We start from the raw sequence: 15,547 nt of genomic DNA on the forward strand, positions 1-15,547 counted from the left end.
TATTGTTTAATATAAACATATACTCTTTTGCCGGACTCCACCTATACCTGCTTAACATTTTGCAGACTTTCGCCCGTTCTTCGTACACGTTTTATTTGTGACAGTATGACTCCCGAGATCACCATGATGCCGCCCATGACGTGGTAGCTCTCAATATTCTCTCCCAGTAAGGTCGCTGCAAGAGCCACGGCAACCACAGGAAGCAAATTCATAAACATCGCACTCGAGTCTGCACCTATTGCATCAATCGCTTTGACCCACATCCAAGGCGCGAGGAGAGAGCCTGCGAGGGAGGCATAAGCAATCAGAGAAACAGAACCTGGCGTTGGGGCTAAATGCTCACTCGATAGCCAAAGCGGAGTCAGTATGAGTACAGCGAACAGCCCTTGCATATAGATGAGTGTCCAGTTAGATAAAGGCATTCTCCAACGTTTTATAAGGACGCAATATGTAGCGTAGCAAATGGCTGCCAACACCATCAGGGCGTCGCCTTCAGTAACACTTTGGTGGAGGAAGAAAACCATATCTCCTTGCCCTAGCATAAAGGAGAGACCTGCCAGAGAGATAATGCCACCGACAATACTGAGCGGCGAGATACTTTTGCCAAGCAAGGGCACACTCATAAATACACTTAGGAGTGGAACCAGTGAAGTGATTAACGCCATGTTAGAAGCCGTGGTCGTTACCCCAGCGTAATAACCCAGAGATTGATTTAATACCATGCCAAGCAATGCGAGAAAGGCAAGTTTGCTCAAATATGGTTTGATGATAGTCCACTGCTTGATGACTTGAGGTAGACAGAAAGGAGTGAGTACCAACATGGCAAAAAACCAGCGAAAGAAGCTCATCGCACTGGGTTCAATTACCGAAGCAGCCATTTTATTGATGATGGCATTGCCTCCCCAGATGAAGACAGTAAAAAGTGGAAGTAAGTAGATCATGTGATCTCTATCTCAAAGTGAACAGTGGAAGTGAGTTTGACAGGTCTGTATGATTGTAGATATCTCTTAAAAGACATCGAGCGCGACAGGAAGACAAATTTGAGAAAATCGGTCAAACATCTTCACCCCTCCTTATCAATCGATAAGGCACCATCAGATGTATTTATGAATTTTGAAGCATTCCTGTCGAACACGGAAACCAGAATGCATAGCCATCCATGGGGCCAAGTTCAGCTTATTAGTGGCGGTATTCTGGAAATGGAGGCGGAAGGCACTCGATTTCTTGCGCCGCCGCATCTCGCTATCTGGGTGCCCGCAGGTGTCATGCACACCAGTTACAATCGTAAGCCACTGTCGTATTGTTCACTGAACGTAGCACAAGAGCTGACCACACACTTTCCCGACTGTACCAGTTTGATCAAAATTACGCCTATCGTGTCCTCAATCATTGATGACTTTCGTCAGCGAGGGATAAATGTGGCGCAAACAGAGCAAGATAAACGCTTAGTGCAGGTTTTACTGGATCAACTGGCGACACGAGATACTCAGCATCATTTTCTGCCATCTTCAGATAATAAATACCTAGCAAGAATATTGGCTGAAGTGGAAGAAAACCCGATTGATAACACCAGTCTGTCAGAGTGGGCTGAGAAGGTGCATACCACAGAGCGTACCTTGGCAAGGCACTGTCAGTCTGAGTTAGGGATGAGCTTTACTGAGTGGAGGCTGAGAGTACGCTATTTATACTCAATGGATTTGCTCAGAAAGGGTCATTCGGTGAAAGAAGTCGCTTTGACGCTAGGCTACAACCAAGCCAGTCCGTTTATCGCGATGTTTAAGAAATACTCCGGGCAGACCCCGGAGCAGTATAAGAGTAAGCTGTTATAGCTTTTTGATGACGAAATCCAATCCGCCTACGATAGCTGCAACCTGAGCGTCGTTGCACTCTTCATGGGTCACTTTGGGGCTATCAGGGTAGACTTCGGTGGTGGTGCCGTAAGTGCAGTTAGTGACACCGCCACATAGGCCAAGTTTGACCATCGGGTAGTTGATGACGCCATCCTGTACGACGGCTGAGCCAATGATTTCGCCCTTGTCGTCAGCGGGAGCAATATGAGTCACTTTTCTAACCGACTCAATCACTGCCGCCTGAAACTCAGGTTGAGGGTTTTCCGTATCACCTACCGTGTAGAAGCCATCGGGAATCATACCTTCGATATACTCAATACCATCACGGGCAGCCAGAGCAGGCCTGAATTCAGTTTCGTCGGTGTCGGTCGTTTCATGCAAATCAATGTGAACCAAGACGTCTTGTCCTATTGATGCCACAAGCTTTCTTAGATTAGCAGATTCTTCTGCCGGGCTGTTTTCATAGAAAGAGCGGTTCGGGTCAATCGCTAACGGGTTCCAGCGATTGATTGTCTCGTAACCCCATGGGCTGACACACGGTGCGACGATGATGTTGAAGTGCTCAGCGTATTTTTCCATCTGAGTGTCAGCAAATTTGAGTGCACCATGCACACCACTGGTCTCATACCCATGAACGCCACCTGTCACCAGAACAACGGGTTTTGCGCTGTCCCAGTTCTTACTTTTAATGCAAAAAAGTGGGTAGCGGTTTGGGTCGTAGGAGAGCGCGCCATACTGTTCGATATCGAACCTTTCTTGTAGGGCTTGAATCTTTGGAACCACTTCTTGTTGGTATTCACGTTTGATGGTGGTTTGTTCGCGCCAAGCCAGTCGCTCGGCGTCTTGCCATTTTTGACCAGGTGTTCCGATAGGGTAAGAGTAAGAACTGTGCATTACTTTGCCTATGTTTGTTATGGGATGTGGGCGACAGCATAAAACGCCCATTTTGGGGAAGCAATCAATATAAGTTCAACCAATAACCAGAGTGTTGTTATTGACGCATTACTGACGAGAATTCGGTTTAAGTTCGATGTAGTCAATGTTACATTTGGTTACATGTCTTAGTTCTAAGAGAAAATAAATGGCGGGTGCGAGTCTGTTAACCCTGTTAGATGACATCGCTACGGTGTTAGATGATGTTGCTTTGATGTCCAAAGTGGCGGCAAAGAAAACCGCTGGTGTGCTGGGTGACGATTTAGCGCTTAATGCGCAGCAAGTGTCTGGTGTTGCCGCGGAGCGCGAAATTCCTATCGTTTGGAGTGTTGCTAAAGGCTCTTTTCGCAACAAGTTAATTTTGGTCCCTGCGGCATTATTAATGAGCTCACTAGCACCATGGCTGATCATGCCTTTGCTTTTACTCGGTGGATTATTCCTGTGTTTTGAAGGCGCTGAAAAGCTGGTGGAGAAGTTGTTTCACTCCAGTGAAGAAACGGAAGCCGAAGAGGAGATACCGACTGGCTCCATCGAGGATTATGAGCAGAGGAAAGTGGCAGGTGCGATTCGCACTGACTTTATCTTATCCGCTGAAATTATTGTGATTGCACTCGGTACCGTTCAAGGTCACTCAATGTTGACGCAAATTATTGTCGTTAGCCTGATTGCGGTCTTAATGACAATCGGTGTTTATGGCTTAGTTGCTGCCATTGTTAAGCTGGATGACCTCGGATTTTATCTCAATCGCATTTCTAAAGGGCAGGGTATCAGGGCGTCAATCGGTAAAGGTTTAATTGTGTTCGCACCAAAGTTAATGAAGTTTCTCGCGGTCGTTGGTACTGCGGCCATGTTTTTAGTTGGCGGTGGTATCGTGGTACACAATGTGCCAGCGATTCACCATTGGATTGAGCCGGTATTACTAAACCTACCCAACCTGACGTTAGCGAAAGCCTTGTTCCCATCAATACTGAATGGCCTAATTGGTGTTGTCGCAGGCGTACTGATTGTCTTGGTATGGGGTGTTATTGGTAAAATTCGCCAACACAGCTAGATTTCAGTCGACATCACTCTTTTGCTGAGTTATTTCTTTTAGTGCTTCAACCAGAATATCACTGCTCTGAGCGCCTGAAATCAGGTGCTTGCGGTCAATAATGATGGCAGGCACCGCATTGATTCCAGCTTCGAGCCACTGTTGCTCCGTTGAGGCGACCGTCTCCTCCCAACTGCTGTCATCCAGAACGGCCTGACAGGTTTCTCGCTCCAGTCCGAATGATTCCGCTATATCAAGTAACACGTTCGCGTCACTGACGTCTTTACCATCGGTAAAATACGCGTGGAACATGGCGATTTCGAGATCAAGCTGCAAATCCTGCGATTGCGACCACAACAGAAGTTGGTGGGCTTTACGAGTGTTGTAGATGCGCATTTCATCGGTGAAATTAAATTCAAACCCGAGTTCTTCACCTAGTGAGGCAATAGTTTGACGTGCCGATATGCTTGCTTCTAGCGACGTACCGTATTTCTCTGCTAAGTGTTCACGCAGGTTCTGGCCTTCTGGCTTCATTGCGGGGTTTAACTCGAATGGATGCCAATGTATCTCAGCCTCAATGCTGTCTGATAGCGCCATTAGTGCTTGCTCTAGCCGTTTGTATCCTATGATACACCACGGGCAAACTACATCTGACACTATGTCTATGCGGACACTTTTCATGATTGACGCCTTTTTCTAGTTTCATATCTCATTATAGCGAGTGAGGATAATTAAATTTATAAATAGTTCAAATTCTACGCCTTAGAACTACTACACCCATTCCGCTTTCTAGGGGTGAAGAAAAAAAGTCGCGGGTCATTATAATTGTTTCAACTCTTCATCTGTGAATGGACAGATGATTATGGAAATTGAATTTAAGGAACATGACATGACCGCTTTTAAGACAGCCAACGTCATTCTTCATGCCTTCGACTGGCCGTATGCATTAGTTGCTCAACGCGCTGATGAGATCGTTGCGGCGGGTTATAAATCTGTGCTGGTTTCTCCTCCGATGAAGTCTTTAAAACAAGCACAAGGTACAAAGTGGTGGCAGCGTTATCAGCCACAAGATTATCGCGTAATTGATAACCAACTGGGCAACACACAAGACTTTACAAGTATGGTCGACGCGCTGAATCAGCGCTCTATCTATGTGTATGCGGATGTAGTGTTTAACCACATGGCGAACGAATCCCATCAGCGATTGGATCTGCAATATCCGGCTAAAGAAGTTCTGGAGTCCTACCAAAGCGATTCCGATTACTACGAAGAGATAAAACTATTCGGCGATCTCAGCAAACCTCTATTTATTGAAGATGATTTTGTTGAAGCGTTCGGTATTGAAGATTGGCAGGACAAGTGGCAGGTGCAAAATGGCCGCATAACCGGAGGGCCAACGGATCCGGGTTTGCCAACTCTGCGAGTGCATGAGCACGTCGTTAAACAGCAGCAACATTATCTTAAGGCGCTGAAAGCGCTTGGTGTGAAAGGTTTTCGAATCGATGCGGCCAAGCACATGACTCTAGAACATTTGCAGCAGGTCTGGAGCAAAGATATCTCTGAAGGTATTCATATCTTTGGTGAAATCATCACGGACGGTGGAGCCACCAAGCCTGAGTATGACATTTTTCTCGAACCGTTTTTGGCTGAAACACGTTTGGGGGCGTATGATTTTCCGTTATTCCAGACCATGTTTGATGCATTTGAAGCGAAGGGAAGTCTTAAAAGCTTGGTCAACCCTTATTGTTTCGGCCAAGCGCTTTCAGAGAATCGAGCCATTACCTTCGCTATTACTCATGACATACCTAACAACGATGTGTTTGCTAACTTAGTGATGCCAGACAGAACAGAATGGCTGGCGTACAGCTATATCTTGGGCAGAGATGGTGGTGTCCCATTGGTTTATACCGATCTTGATACCAGCGGTTTGAAAGGAACGGATGGGAAACCGCGTTGGATAGACGCTTGGAATGATGAGCGAATGATTGCCCGGATTCGCTTTTATAATTTAATGCATGGCAAAACGATGCAGGTGATTGAAGCATCGGAAGATTTACTTGCATTTGCGCGAGGAGAGGAAGGCGTCGTGGTGATCAACAAATCTAAACGCCCTCAGAAAGTACAAATAGCAGCAAGTGGTGAATGGTTAGATTTGCTTTCCGGTGAGAAATATCAAGCTCAGAAGGGGACGTTAAACGTTACAGTGTCCGGAGAAGAAAGTTTGATGCTGGTGGCTGAATGAAAAAGCCCTCCCAATTAGGAGGGCAAGAGCGTTTACACTTTAAACTTGTTGAGAATGGCATCCTGTTCGCGAATGTTCTCGGTTTGAGCCTGCATGGCAATGTTGGCGTTCTCAGCTGCATCGGCCACCTGAACAGACAGGTCTTTGATTTTAACTGTATTGTTGTTTATTTCCTCAGCAACTAAGCTTTGCTCCTCTGCGGCTGAAGCGATTTGAATGTTCATATCGCTAATGCTCTGAATTGCATCGCGAATGCTGTTTAGGGCAGTGTTGGCTTCTTCTGCACGAAGTACAGCACCGCTCGCAGTCTCCTTACTCATATTCATCGCATTTGCCACCGCTGTTGCACCAGATTGTAGTTGCTCAATCATATTGCGGATTTCTGTGGTGGATTCTTGAGTTCTCTGAGCCAGCGTTCGAACTTCATCAGCAACTACCGCGAAGCCTCGGCCAGACTCACCAGCACGTGCCGCCTCAATGGCTGCGTTAAGTGCCAATAGGTTGGTTTGGTCGGCGATGTCATTGATTACTTTCAAGATGGTTTCGATGTTGTCTGTCGCCGATTCCAGAGTTTTCACTTCTTCTACTGCTTCATCAATGCGCTGCGACAGCTCAGTAATTGAAGTCGTCGTGTCGCCTACTACACGTGTACCCACTTCTGTGGCTTCGTCAGCATCTTTTGCAGCAGAGGCGGCGCCCTGAGCGTTATTGGCTACGTCGCCTGAGGTGGTTGCCATCTCATGCATCGCGGTTGCAAGCTGTTCAAGCTCTCTCAACTGATCTTGCATCGCAGCAGCAGATTCTTGTAGACCCATGGAAGTCATTTCAGAACCGCGCAAGATCTCTTCACCAATGGCTTTTGACTGAATGATTTGCTGTTGAAGTGTGCTAGTGAAAGTATTGAAGTTTTCTGCGAGTGAAGAAAACTCTTGGTCTGTACTCGTATCTAGGCGTTGAGTCAGGTCTCCTTCGCCTGATGCAACGTCTTGAATCGCCGCGTTTAGTGTACCAAGTGGACGCATTAGCGCGGTCATTAATACAAGAAGAATTACGATACTAATGGCTAACGCAACGACGGTGTAAATAATCGAACTGTTACGTAAGTCGGCTAAGGATTGGTAGGCAATCTCTTCATCGAGAACGACACCTATATACCAGTCTTCACCTGGTACTTTTGAGAAATCTAGTGTGTAGTCTTTGCCATCAATCGAGACCTGCTGCGGGTCATCCTGAATACCAGCGTCACCTAAGAAATCTTTCATCGGTTTGCCGTTTAAATCGGTTTGCGGGTGGGCGATAGTTGTGCCGTCACCTGCAACAATAAATACGTACCCTGCATTGAAGAGCTGCACCTTGTTTACGACATCGGCTAATCCTGCAAGGCTGACATCGTAGAAGATTGCTCCGATGAACCTACCGTTGTCGTTCACAGGGGTCGCAATGGACACCAGAATTTCGCCAGTCGCAGAATCGGCATAAGGGGCAGTGATAATGAGTTTGCCTGCGTTTTTGGCGTCAATGTACCAAGGACGGGCTCGGGGATCCCAGCTGGTGCCAGGGTTCCACGAAGGGTCATTGTTTATATTAGAGCCATCCTTTTCGAATCCCAAACCGACCAAAAGGAATGTGTCCTTCACAATCGGGCGAGTGATGACGGTAGAAATAGCTTCAGGGGATAGATTGGCTTCCAGCATGCTGGTCGCGTAATTGGCGATGGCTTTTCGGCCATTAATCTCAGCGGCGGTGGTGTCTCGGACGCCATCGACGATTTCTGTCACACTTGATGTAACCTGAGATTTAATTTCGGATTGAACGGTGTAGTACTGCTGTAGGGTGAGCAACGTTACTGTGGCCAGTAAGAGGAGAGAGGATGCTGCCACAATTTTATGGCTGAATTTCATATTCGCCTTCCTATTTTATCTACAAATATAGAGGATATTTATAGATTTATAGTTACGAAATCGACAATCAGCCAGTAACTTAGTTAAGTTTTCTGCTATTTACCCAGAATTGCTTGCTCAATTTGTGAGTACATCGCCTCATTGTTGTCAAACAGGTCGGCAATGATCTGCTCTCGCTTCTTACCGGACTTCATTCGCTTATAAGCTTCACGAACCGTCAAAACGAGTTGTTGCTCTGCCAACAGTTTGCTGTCGGTGTTCGGTGCCCATTGGTCAATTAATTGGGTTAACTTGCTCTCTTTTAACTGCGGCTTTAAGGTGGACAGCTCGGCTTGCAATACAGTTAGAATGTCTCTTTGAGCTTCGTGAGTTTCCTCCATCACCTTCAGTCTATTTAACAAAGCGTTAGTTAACTCATTAAGGGTGACAAAACCACCTTGTTTTGGCAGTGACGTTGTGACACGACAAGAGACTTCCACTTGCTGAATTTGAGTTTGAGGGAAAAAGGTCAATGCACACAAAACATCAAACGGAATCCAAACTGTCTGGCCCGCTTCAATCGCATACTCAGATTTTCCGAGTTTCATCAGTGCTAAACCTTGTTCAACTTTGAGCAACATGTGCTTGATACTCTTCTTGCGGGGAGTCATGGTTAGATGCTGAAAGTCACTCTTGTTATGCGAGATTGCGTAGTGCATGAAATTGCTCATATTCTTGTATGCTCAAGGGGCGCTAAGGTTAACGTTTCTTGCAGAAAAAGCCAACTTAACTCCGACTTTCTACAAAAACGGTGATTTTATTCTGGTCTGACCTTTTTGATTATGAGAGAAGTATAGCTGTTAATCCCCCCATCTCCGCGTAGAATAGGCCAGCTTTTTATCAGATGTAATAAGAAATGACTTCTAAAAACGACCCTTTTGTTGAAATTCGTCCATACAATGACGAAGAAATTCCAGCGGCGATTGACCGCCTGATTAACGATGAAGAATTCATCAGCGCGATTCTACAACATCGATTTGCAAACCATGCAGGTTGGTTTAAAGCGTTGATGTCACCCATCGTTAAAGTCTACCTCAAGATGAAGTGGTCTAAACTGAACTCCGTTGAAGCGATTCAGATGGAAGTAAAGAAGTACCTTGAGCAGACATTGAATTCAACAACTAAGGGCGTAACGTACTCAGGTTTGGATAAGCTGGATAAGCAGACGTCTTACTTATTTGTCTCCAACCACCGTGATATCGCCATGGATCCAGCATTGGTTAACTACGGTCTACACCAGAGTGATCATAAAACCGTACGTATTGCTATTGGTGACAACCTACTGAAAAAGCCGTGTGCAACTGAGCTGATGAAGCTGAACAAGAGCTTTATTGTTAAGCGCTCTGCAAAAGGCCCTCGTGAAATGATGAAGGCGCTAGGTACTTTGTCAGGCTACATCAAACATTCGTTGGATACGGGGAACTCAATCTGGATAGCTCAGAAGGAAGGTCGTGCGAAAGATGGTAATGACTTTACCGATCCGGCGATTCTAAAGATGTTCCACGTTGAAGGTCGTAAGCAGAAGTTAGAGTTCGCAGAGTACATCAAGTCGCTAAGAATTGTCCCTGTTGCGATCTCTTATGAAAATGACCCTTGTGATATTGCTAAAGCGCGTGAGCTTTTTGAGAAGGCCACAAGTGGCACGTATGAAAAAGGCGAATTTGAAGATATCGAAAGCATCATTCAGGGTATCGTGGGTGACAAAGGTCGTATCCATGTTGCATTTGGTGATGTGATTGGTGACGAGTTCGAATCACCAGAAGCTCTGGCAGAAGAAATTGATCGCCAGATACACGATAACTATAAACTGTTCCCAATTAATGAATTGGCGGCAGGTGATGAGCAAGTCGAACAGCAGGTTAAAGACGTTTTGGCTGGCAAACTGAACCAGCTTCCGGAAGGCGCTCAGTCTTATTTGGTCGCAAGTTACGCCAATCCGGTTAAAAACCAAAGTTAAGAAACTAGAAAGGACGCGATGAGCGTCCTTTTTACTATTGGTTAAGGTGCCACTGCACCACCAAGGTCGAGCTGAGAAGGCCACTTGGTTATTCGGTTTCCACCTAAGAATATGTTGCCTTTGACTGTCATCTTATCTGGAAACTCAGTGATTTTTGACCCACCAATATAGAGATTTCCCTCTACTGTTAACCCCTCCGGTAACGACTCTAGTGGTGTTCTAATCACACTTAAGTCACCTTTCACCTTAAAGCGGGGAGGGAGTTTGGTTAAGGGGGTGTCGGTTAAATTGACGTATCCGCCGACTTTGATGCCTGCTGGCCAATGAACAATTTGCGACGCAAGTAAGTTGGCATATCCCTTAATATTGACGCCTTTTGCTATCTTTTTGAGCTGACTGTTAGAAGCATCTAGGCTGCCTTGAATATCCACGCCTTGAGGAATCTCTTTAATGCTGGTCTTAGCAATATTGAGGTTACCTTTTACAACTAAACCCGATGGCAGCTCTTTATAAGGTTTGTTTCGTAGATCCAGATTTCCATAATTATCCAGATGATTGAGAATACGATAGTGATCAATCGGCTCACTGAGCGCAGGTGCAGACAGCAACACTAAGAGAGAAGGCAGAAGCCAGTGCTTCATAAGACAATCCAGACAATGATTTGCCCTAAGTATTAATGAGGAGTTTGGTTTGGGTCAATACAGATATGGTGGAGCGAACAAAAAAGCGGACTGAATGTCCGCTTTTTTAATAGCTTAGCGCGCTAGAGAGCGAGTCTTTAGTTCAAAAATCAGTTTTTCCGCACTGACTTCGAATTTGAATCGGGCCGTTAGCTCGGTAGCATCTTCTTCAATAGCAGACATCTCATACTGCACGCCTTCGCAGACCTGCTCTGCCAATTCAACGTACTTATTCAGTTCCGCTTCGAGAAGAGCTTTACCTTGGGCAAAAATCGTCACTTCTGCGACGTCATCCCCTTCTTTGATAATAAAGCCCATTTCGCCAGCGCAACCACATGCTTCACATACGTCAGCTTGTTCTCGTTCTGTGCTCATTACGACAATCCTCTTACAAAAATTATGGATATTTTATCGAGTTATTTGAAGGTGATCCATAAAAATACATCGGCTCCAAAAATGAGCCCTGAACAAGATGCTATGTTATAAGAGCGTTAAACAAATGGATGAGAATTGATAAACCTGTCAAATAATGTGACGTTAGTCATGTTGTTGCGAAATATCATGTCATTATCGAGTCAGGATGGTGTGCAGTTAGTTGTAAGCAAGTCCGATTTGTATGATTATCGTGAGCCAAATTATATAAATGAAAGATAATGCTTATTGCTTTTATAAATCGTGCTGATGTTGTGATTTATGAAAAGTTATCTTACACGACATTGTGTGCTCCATCTAAGACGCCGTTCGTATTATATGGTACGATGGTTTCATTAGGTTCCCGTATGGGATCCTCTGAGGCCAAAGCAGGTGTCATGTAAGATATCTAATAGGCATCATTATTGACTCGTTTGAGTTAGATGGATTTACAGAGAGAAGAGCCTGAACATGCCAAAGCGTAGTAAAGAAGATACTGAAATCACGATTCAGAAGATTATGGACGCAGTAGTGGATCAACTTTTGCGTCTGGGTTACGACAAGATGTCTTATACAACCCTAAGTCAACAGACAGGTGTATCGCGAACAGGTATCAGCCACCACTTTCCAAAAAAGACAGATTTCACGGCAGCGTTAGATGGTCGAATCTTCAAGATGTTTGTAGAGCATCTGAATTTTGACAACAGTCTGCAAGATTTCTCAGACAGCTGGGTGAAAGCGTTAGACAACGCAGAGTTCCTAGCGATTCTACGTCTGCTATTCCACCATATTGTAACTTCTCAAAGCACACATGAGTTTGCAATGAACGGAATTGAGCGTCTTTACAAAACGACTGAAGCGCAATACGGTGCAGACAGTGCCAAAGAGCTAGAATGGCTAATTGGTAAATCACTGGTTTGTATGGCGAAATAAACGAATATATCGCTACAGTATTGAAAAAGCCTTCCGGTTGGAAGGCTTTTTTGCGTTTAGAGTTTGCGGAATTGATTAACCAGCTTGCCTTGGGAGTCCAGATTATTGACTAACCCTTCACATTCGTCACGTGTGTCGCTCGCCAGTATGTTGGTGGCGGAGCATACCTCACTGATAGACTGAACACTGGAGTTCATGTCTTCGGTTACTCTGGCCATTTCTTCAATGGCTGTCGCAATTTGATTATTCCTATCGGAGATGTCTGTGACCTGTCCAAACAGCGCGTCCAGTTTATCGCCGGATGTACTTGCGCAATCAACACAAATGTCAGACAGCTTGTTCCCTTCCTCCATAGCTTGAACCGCTTTTTCAGTACTGGTCTGGATAAGGTTGATGATGTTTTGAATTTCTTCTGTAGATTCATGGCTTCGCTGAGCCAGCGTTCGAACCTCATCAGCCACCACCGCAAAGCCTCGCCCTTGATCACCGGCCCGCGCCGCTTCAATGGCAGCATTCAATGCCAGTAGATTAGTTTGTTCTGCGACGCCCTGAATGACCACCAGCACTTCACCAATGGTTCGGCCATGTTCTGACAATTGTTGAACAACGTCGGAGGCAACGCCTAATTGCTGAGAAAGCTCATTCATCGATGAAACCGTTTGTTCAACCGAGGACTTCCCTTCCACCACGGCAGCGTTAGCTCGCTCAGTCGCATCGGAAGCGCTTTGAGCATTTTGTGCGATCTCATTCGCAGTCGAGTGCATTTCATTGATTGCAGCGGCGACTTGTTCGGTTTCAGAGGTTTGGCCTACAAGGTTCTCTGCTGTGGTTTCGCAGTTATTGGCCGAAGACTGAGCGGCGGTTGCGATTTGCTCATTGGAATCCTGAATCCGGCCGACAACGGCATTGATCTCCGATTGGCGCATTTTCAGTGCTAGGGAAATCTCGGAAATATCATCGATCCTCTGATTGTAAACCAACTCCATCAATGGGTTATCGAACACTTTACGTGCTTCTTCGGATAGCACCTCTAGGCGCCGGGTGAGAAGGAAGCCAGACAGGGTGGCGAGTAAAAAGAATACCCAAACCGCAGCGCCGGGTGCGAAAGAACCAATGATTGACGAAACAATCGCAGAGCCTAAAAAGGCGCCACCTAGACGCTGCCATAAGCGAGTGCGTGGTAATTTAAGCTGAAAGGGTGTTGTCCCTGCTTTTAACTGAGCGTAAATCTTTTCAGCATTTTTAACATGTTGACGATTAGGGCTGAGTCGTACTGACTGATACTCAACAATTTTGCCATTTTCCTTGATGGGAGAGGCGAACGCATCAACCCAGTAATGATCGCCATTTTTGCATCGGTTCTTAACCAGCCCCATCCAGGATTTTCCCGACTTGAGAAATTCCCACATATCCTTAAATGCCTCAGGAGGCATGTCCGGATGGCGAACGATATTGTGTGGTTGTCCAACAAGTTCATCCAAGGTATATCCAGCAACATCGCAGAATTCTTTACTGGCATAAGTGATATGGCTACTGGTCTTGGTGACGGACAATAAATTGTATTCCGGCGGGTACGTGACTTCTCTTTGGGTCACAGGTTCATTTACGCGCATCGAGTTAACCTCGCATCGACAAGATAATGAAAATGGCTCGTTACTTCTCAATCAGTATAAGTACAATTTTTAAAACTTGAGAGAATTACTCAAGTATTTATTGATTGAATTGTTATTAAATTCCACTCTTATTCAACTTGTAGCTCACAAATTGAATTTATTGACTACCCTAATACTAATAGGTTGGGTTAGTTGTTTTGGCTCATTCTCGGACATAAGTACTAAAACGCAAGGAGGCGGGAATGTCGCTTAGTTCTTCGGCAGGAAGCTATACCAGCGCACAAAGCTTGCTCAAACTCCATGACCTCAATGAGGCCGATCTGGCGCTGATTCGAAAATTTGGCAGCATGATGGTGCCAAAACTGGACGATTATGTACGTCATTTCTATGACTGGCTTGATAAGCAGCCTGAATACATACAGTTTTTTGGCGATGAGAAAAAGCTCAAACGTGTGCAGGATTCACAAGTGCATTATTGGACCGCATTTTTCGAAGCCAAAGTGGATGATATCTACGTCAAACAGCGCAGGGATGTGGGTGAAGTGCATGCGAGAGTTGGATTGCCACTACCGACGTATTTCGCTGGCATGAACATCTCCATGGTGATTTTCACTAAGCGCATGTACGACGGTAGCTTATACAGCGATGAGTACAGCTCATTAGTCACCGCTTTCACTAAGTTACTTCACCTTGATACCACGATTGTGGTTGATACCTATTCTCGGTTAATCAACAAACGCATCGCGGAACAAAGTGAAGCACTTCTGGCGATGTCGACGCCTGTGACCATGATATGGCGAGATATTCTGATGCTGCCTATCGTCGGTATTATTGATTCCAAACGGGCCCAGGACATCATGACGGCGGTGCTCAATAAAATATCCGAACACAGAGCCAAGATATTCATCATGGATATTTCAGGTGTCGCGGTCGTTGATACAGCGGTAGCGAATCATTTCATTAAAATCACCAAAGCAACCAAGTTAATGGGGTGTGATTGCCTTGTTTCAGGTGTATCGCCTTCGATTGCGCAAACCATGGTTCAACTGGGTATTAATGTCGGCGAAGTCAAAACGAATGCCACTTTGCGTGATGCACTTGAAAATGCGTTCAAAATAGTGGGCCTCAACGTCGAAGGTCTGAAGAAGTTCTCAGACGAACAATAAGCGGGTTTCATTATGCATAAGTCGATTTCGATAAACCGATTGAAGCACGCGCTGATTGCCACCATTCAAGTGGACCTGAGTAAAACGGTTTTGGATGAATTTCGACAGGAGCTGCTCGATACGATCGTGAAGTCCAGCACGGTGAAAGGTGTGTTGATTGATCTGTCTGGTGTAAAAACGCTCGACAGACAGGACATGGATTCGCTGATGGACATCGTGAGTGCCGTTGAAGTAATGGGACGTCTCTGCCTGTTTGTTGGAATACGGCCGGGGATTGCGATGGCGTTGGTCAACATTTCGTATCAAACGGAGCTATTGCACTGTGTCAACAATATTGATGATGGTTTGGCAGCATTGGAGCGCTAGGAAATGACGGCTTTTAACATAGTGGAAGACATTATCGAAACCTATGAGGTGCGTACAGAATCCGATGTCATGAGTTCTGTGATTGCTGTCTATACGCTGGCAAAACAGTTTGGCTTTAGCACGCCTTCTGTTAGTGAACTTTCCACCGTCGTTTCTGAACTAGGGACTAACATTATTAGATATGCGCAGTCTGGCGTGATATCCGTTTGGAAGTTGGAAGGTGAGGATGAACTGGGCATCAAGGTGGTTGCACAAGATAATGGCCCCGGGATTGAGGATATCAATAAAGCGCTTGAAGAAAACTACTCGACTGGCCGATCGTTAGGCCTTGGCCTTCCGGGCGTGAAGAGAATGGTGGATGAGTTTGACATTGAAACTGGCGCTGGGAAAGGAACCCGAATTCAGGTAGTGAAATGGAGAGAGTAG

The 15,547-nt window shown here is 45.6% G+C and carries 16 protein-coding genes; 8 read left to right on the plus strand and 8 right to left on the minus strand.

Features of this window, described 5'->3' with window-relative positions; all coding sequences use genetic code 11:
- Positions 1 to 41: 41 nt before the first annotated feature.
- On the minus strand, positions 42 to 941 hold the full coding sequence (locus tag F0265_RS04255) for a DMT family transporter (RefSeq protein WP_171747931.1): 900 nt from the start codon (positions 939 to 941) through the stop codon (positions 42 to 44).
- Positions 942 to 1,040: 99 nt separating this feature from the next.
- Here F0265_RS04255 and F0265_RS04260 point away from each other — a divergent pair, with 99 nt between their 5' ends.
- The gene (locus tag F0265_RS04260; RefSeq protein ID WP_216607781.1) at positions 1,041 to 1,829 is read left to right on the plus strand and encodes a helix-turn-helix transcriptional regulator; all 789 of its coding nucleotides are present in this window, start codon (positions 1,041 to 1,043) and stop codon (positions 1,827 to 1,829) included.
- Here F0265_RS04260 and F0265_RS04265 read toward each other — a convergent pair.
- Positions 1,824 to 2,744 (minus strand): M14 family metallocarboxypeptidase, encoded by a 921-nt coding sequence (locus F0265_RS04265; RefSeq protein WP_171747932.1) that lies wholly within the window; start codon positions 2,742 to 2,744, stop codon positions 1,824 to 1,826. The genes F0265_RS04260 and F0265_RS04265 overlap by 6 nt on opposite strands.
- Before the next feature lie 187 nt (positions 2,745 to 2,931).
- Between F0265_RS04265 and F0265_RS04270 the strand changes: the two genes are divergently transcribed.
- Complete coding sequence (locus tag F0265_RS04270; RefSeq protein WP_171747933.1) at positions 2,932 to 3,834, plus strand: DUF808 domain-containing protein; 903 nt, start codon at positions 2,932 to 2,934, stop codon at positions 3,832 to 3,834.
- Between the two features lie 3 nt (positions 3,835 to 3,837).
- On the opposite strand, the gene F0265_RS04275 is transcribed toward F0265_RS04270, so the two are convergent.
- Complete coding sequence (locus F0265_RS04275; RefSeq protein ID WP_171747934.1) at positions 3,838 to 4,494, minus strand: DsbA family oxidoreductase; 657 nt, start codon at positions 4,492 to 4,494, stop codon at positions 3,838 to 3,840.
- A 208-nt stretch (positions 4,495 to 4,702) separates the two neighbouring features.
- Between F0265_RS04275 and F0265_RS04280 the strand changes: the two genes are divergently transcribed.
- A complete protein-coding gene (locus tag F0265_RS04280; RefSeq protein ID WP_171747935.1) occupies positions 4,703 to 6,055 on the plus strand; it encodes an alpha-amylase family protein in 1,353 nt (450 codons plus the stop codon).
- Positions 6,056 to 6,087: 32 nt separating this feature from the next.
- Here F0265_RS04280 and F0265_RS04285 read toward each other — a convergent pair whose 3' ends face one another.
- The gene (locus tag F0265_RS04285) at positions 6,088 to 7,956 is read right to left on the minus strand and encodes a methyl-accepting chemotaxis protein (RefSeq protein ID WP_171747936.1); all 1,869 of its coding nucleotides are present in this window, start codon (positions 7,954 to 7,956) and stop codon (positions 6,088 to 6,090) included.
- A 95-nt stretch (positions 7,957 to 8,051) separates the two neighbouring features.
- Positions 8,052 to 8,654 carry an AraC family transcriptional regulator gene (locus F0265_RS04290; protein WP_171747937.1) on the minus strand — a complete coding sequence of 201 codons (603 nt, stop codon included), beginning with the start codon at positions 8,652 to 8,654 and terminating at the stop codon, positions 8,052 to 8,054.
- 197 nt (positions 8,655 to 8,851) lie between these two features.
- On the opposite strand from F0265_RS04290, the gene F0265_RS04295 reads away from it, so the two are divergent.
- On the plus strand, positions 8,852 to 9,952 hold the full coding sequence (locus F0265_RS04295) for a 1-acyl-sn-glycerol-3-phosphate acyltransferase (protein WP_006961248.1): 1,101 nt from the start codon (positions 8,852 to 8,854) through the stop codon (positions 9,950 to 9,952).
- 41 nt (positions 9,953 to 9,993) lie between these two features.
- On the opposite strand, the gene F0265_RS04300 is transcribed toward F0265_RS04295, so the two are convergent.
- The gene (locus F0265_RS04300; protein ID WP_171747938.1) at positions 9,994 to 10,593 is read right to left on the minus strand and encodes a hypothetical protein; all 600 of its coding nucleotides are present in this window, start codon (positions 10,591 to 10,593) and stop codon (positions 9,994 to 9,996) included.
- Positions 10,594 to 10,707: 114 nt separating this feature from the next.
- The gene (locus tag F0265_RS04305) at positions 10,708 to 11,007 is read right to left on the minus strand and encodes a YfcZ/YiiS family protein (protein WP_171747939.1); all 300 of its coding nucleotides are present in this window, start codon (positions 11,005 to 11,007) and stop codon (positions 10,708 to 10,710) included.
- A gap of 507 nt (positions 11,008 to 11,514) precedes the next feature.
- Here F0265_RS04305 and F0265_RS04310 point away from each other — a divergent pair.
- Positions 11,515 to 11,976, plus strand: a complete 462-nt coding sequence (locus F0265_RS04310; protein WP_171747940.1) for a TetR/AcrR family transcriptional regulator — start codon at positions 11,515 to 11,517, stop codon at positions 11,974 to 11,976.
- Positions 11,977 to 12,032: 56 nt separating this feature from the next.
- On the opposite strand, the gene F0265_RS04315 is transcribed toward F0265_RS04310, so the two are convergent.
- On the minus strand, positions 12,033 to 13,589 hold the full coding sequence (locus tag F0265_RS04315) for a PAS domain-containing methyl-accepting chemotaxis protein (RefSeq protein ID WP_171747941.1): 1,557 nt from the start codon (positions 13,587 to 13,589) through the stop codon (positions 12,033 to 12,035).
- Positions 13,590 to 13,831: 242 nt separating this feature from the next.
- On the opposite strand from F0265_RS04315, the gene F0265_RS04320 reads away from it, so the two are divergent.
- The 3 genes from F0265_RS04320 to F0265_RS04330 are packed head-to-tail and all read left to right on the plus strand — an operon-like array spanning position 13,832 to position 15,547.
- Complete coding sequence (locus F0265_RS04320; RefSeq protein WP_171747942.1) at positions 13,832 to 14,755, plus strand: protoglobin domain-containing protein; 924 nt, start codon at positions 13,832 to 13,834, stop codon at positions 14,753 to 14,755.
- Positions 14,756 to 14,767: 12 nt separating this feature from the next.
- Positions 14,768 to 15,121, plus strand: a complete 354-nt coding sequence (locus F0265_RS04325) for an STAS domain-containing protein (protein ID WP_019275306.1) — start codon at positions 14,768 to 14,770, stop codon at positions 15,119 to 15,121.
- A gap of 3 nt (positions 15,122 to 15,124) precedes the next feature.
- Positions 15,125 to 15,547 (plus strand): anti-sigma regulatory factor, encoded by a 423-nt coding sequence (locus F0265_RS04330; RefSeq protein ID WP_171747943.1) that lies wholly within the window; start codon positions 15,125 to 15,127, stop codon positions 15,545 to 15,547.

The sequence above is a fragment of the Vibrio sp. RE88 genome (genome assembly GCF_013113835.1).
Taxonomy (GTDB): domain Bacteria; phylum Pseudomonadota; class Gammaproteobacteria; order Enterobacterales; family Vibrionaceae; genus Vibrio.

What these genes read in the sequence shown, in the direction of transcription:
- F0265_RS04255 (WP_171747931.1), bottom strand. Translation starts at nt 941, where the DNA reads ATGATCTACTTACTTCCACTTTTTACTGTCTTCATCTGGGGAGGCAAT.
- F0265_RS04265 (WP_171747932.1), bottom strand. Translation starts at nt 2,744, where the DNA reads ATGCACAGTTCTTACTCTTACCCTATCGGAACACCTGGTCAAAAATGG.
- F0265_RS04270 (WP_171747933.1), top strand. Translation starts at nt 2,932, where the DNA reads ATGGCGGGTGCGAGTCTGTTAACCCTGTTAGATGACATCGCTACGGTG.
- F0265_RS04275 (WP_171747934.1), bottom strand. Translation starts at nt 4,494, where the DNA reads ATGAAAAGTGTCCGCATAGACATAGTGTCAGATGTAGTTTGCCCGTGG.
- F0265_RS04280 (WP_171747935.1), top strand. Translation starts at nt 4,703, where the DNA reads ATGACCGCTTTTAAGACAGCCAACGTCATTCTTCATGCCTTCGACTGG.
- F0265_RS04285 (WP_171747936.1), bottom strand. Translation starts at nt 7,956, where the DNA reads ATGAAATTCAGCCATAAAATTGTGGCAGCATCCTCTCTCCTCTTACTG.
- F0265_RS04290 (WP_171747937.1), bottom strand. Translation starts at nt 8,654, where the DNA reads ATGCACTACGCAATCTCGCATAACAAGAGTGACTTTCAGCATCTAACC.
- F0265_RS04295 (WP_006961248.1), top strand. Translation starts at nt 8,852, where the DNA reads ATGACTTCTAAAAACGACCCTTTTGTTGAAATTCGTCCATACAATGAC.
- F0265_RS04300 (WP_171747938.1), bottom strand. Translation starts at nt 10,593, where the DNA reads ATGAAGCACTGGCTTCTGCCTTCTCTCTTAGTGTTGCTGTCTGCACCT.
- F0265_RS04305 (WP_171747939.1), bottom strand. Translation starts at nt 11,007, where the DNA reads ATGAGCACAGAACGAGAACAAGCTGACGTATGTGAAGCATGTGGTTGC.
- F0265_RS04310 (WP_171747940.1), top strand. Translation starts at nt 11,515, where the DNA reads ATGCCAAAGCGTAGTAAAGAAGATACTGAAATCACGATTCAGAAGATT.
- F0265_RS04315 (WP_171747941.1), bottom strand. Translation starts at nt 13,589, where the DNA reads ATGCGCGTAAATGAACCTGTGACCCAAAGAGAAGTCACGTACCCGCCG.
- F0265_RS04320 (WP_171747942.1), top strand. Translation starts at nt 13,832, where the DNA reads ATGTCGCTTAGTTCTTCGGCAGGAAGCTATACCAGCGCACAAAGCTTG.
- F0265_RS04325 (WP_019275306.1), top strand. Translation starts at nt 14,768, where the DNA reads ATGCATAAGTCGATTTCGATAAACCGATTGAAGCACGCGCTGATTGCC.
- F0265_RS04330 (WP_171747943.1), top strand. Translation starts at nt 15,125, where the DNA reads ATGACGGCTTTTAACATAGTGGAAGACATTATCGAAACCTATGAGGTG.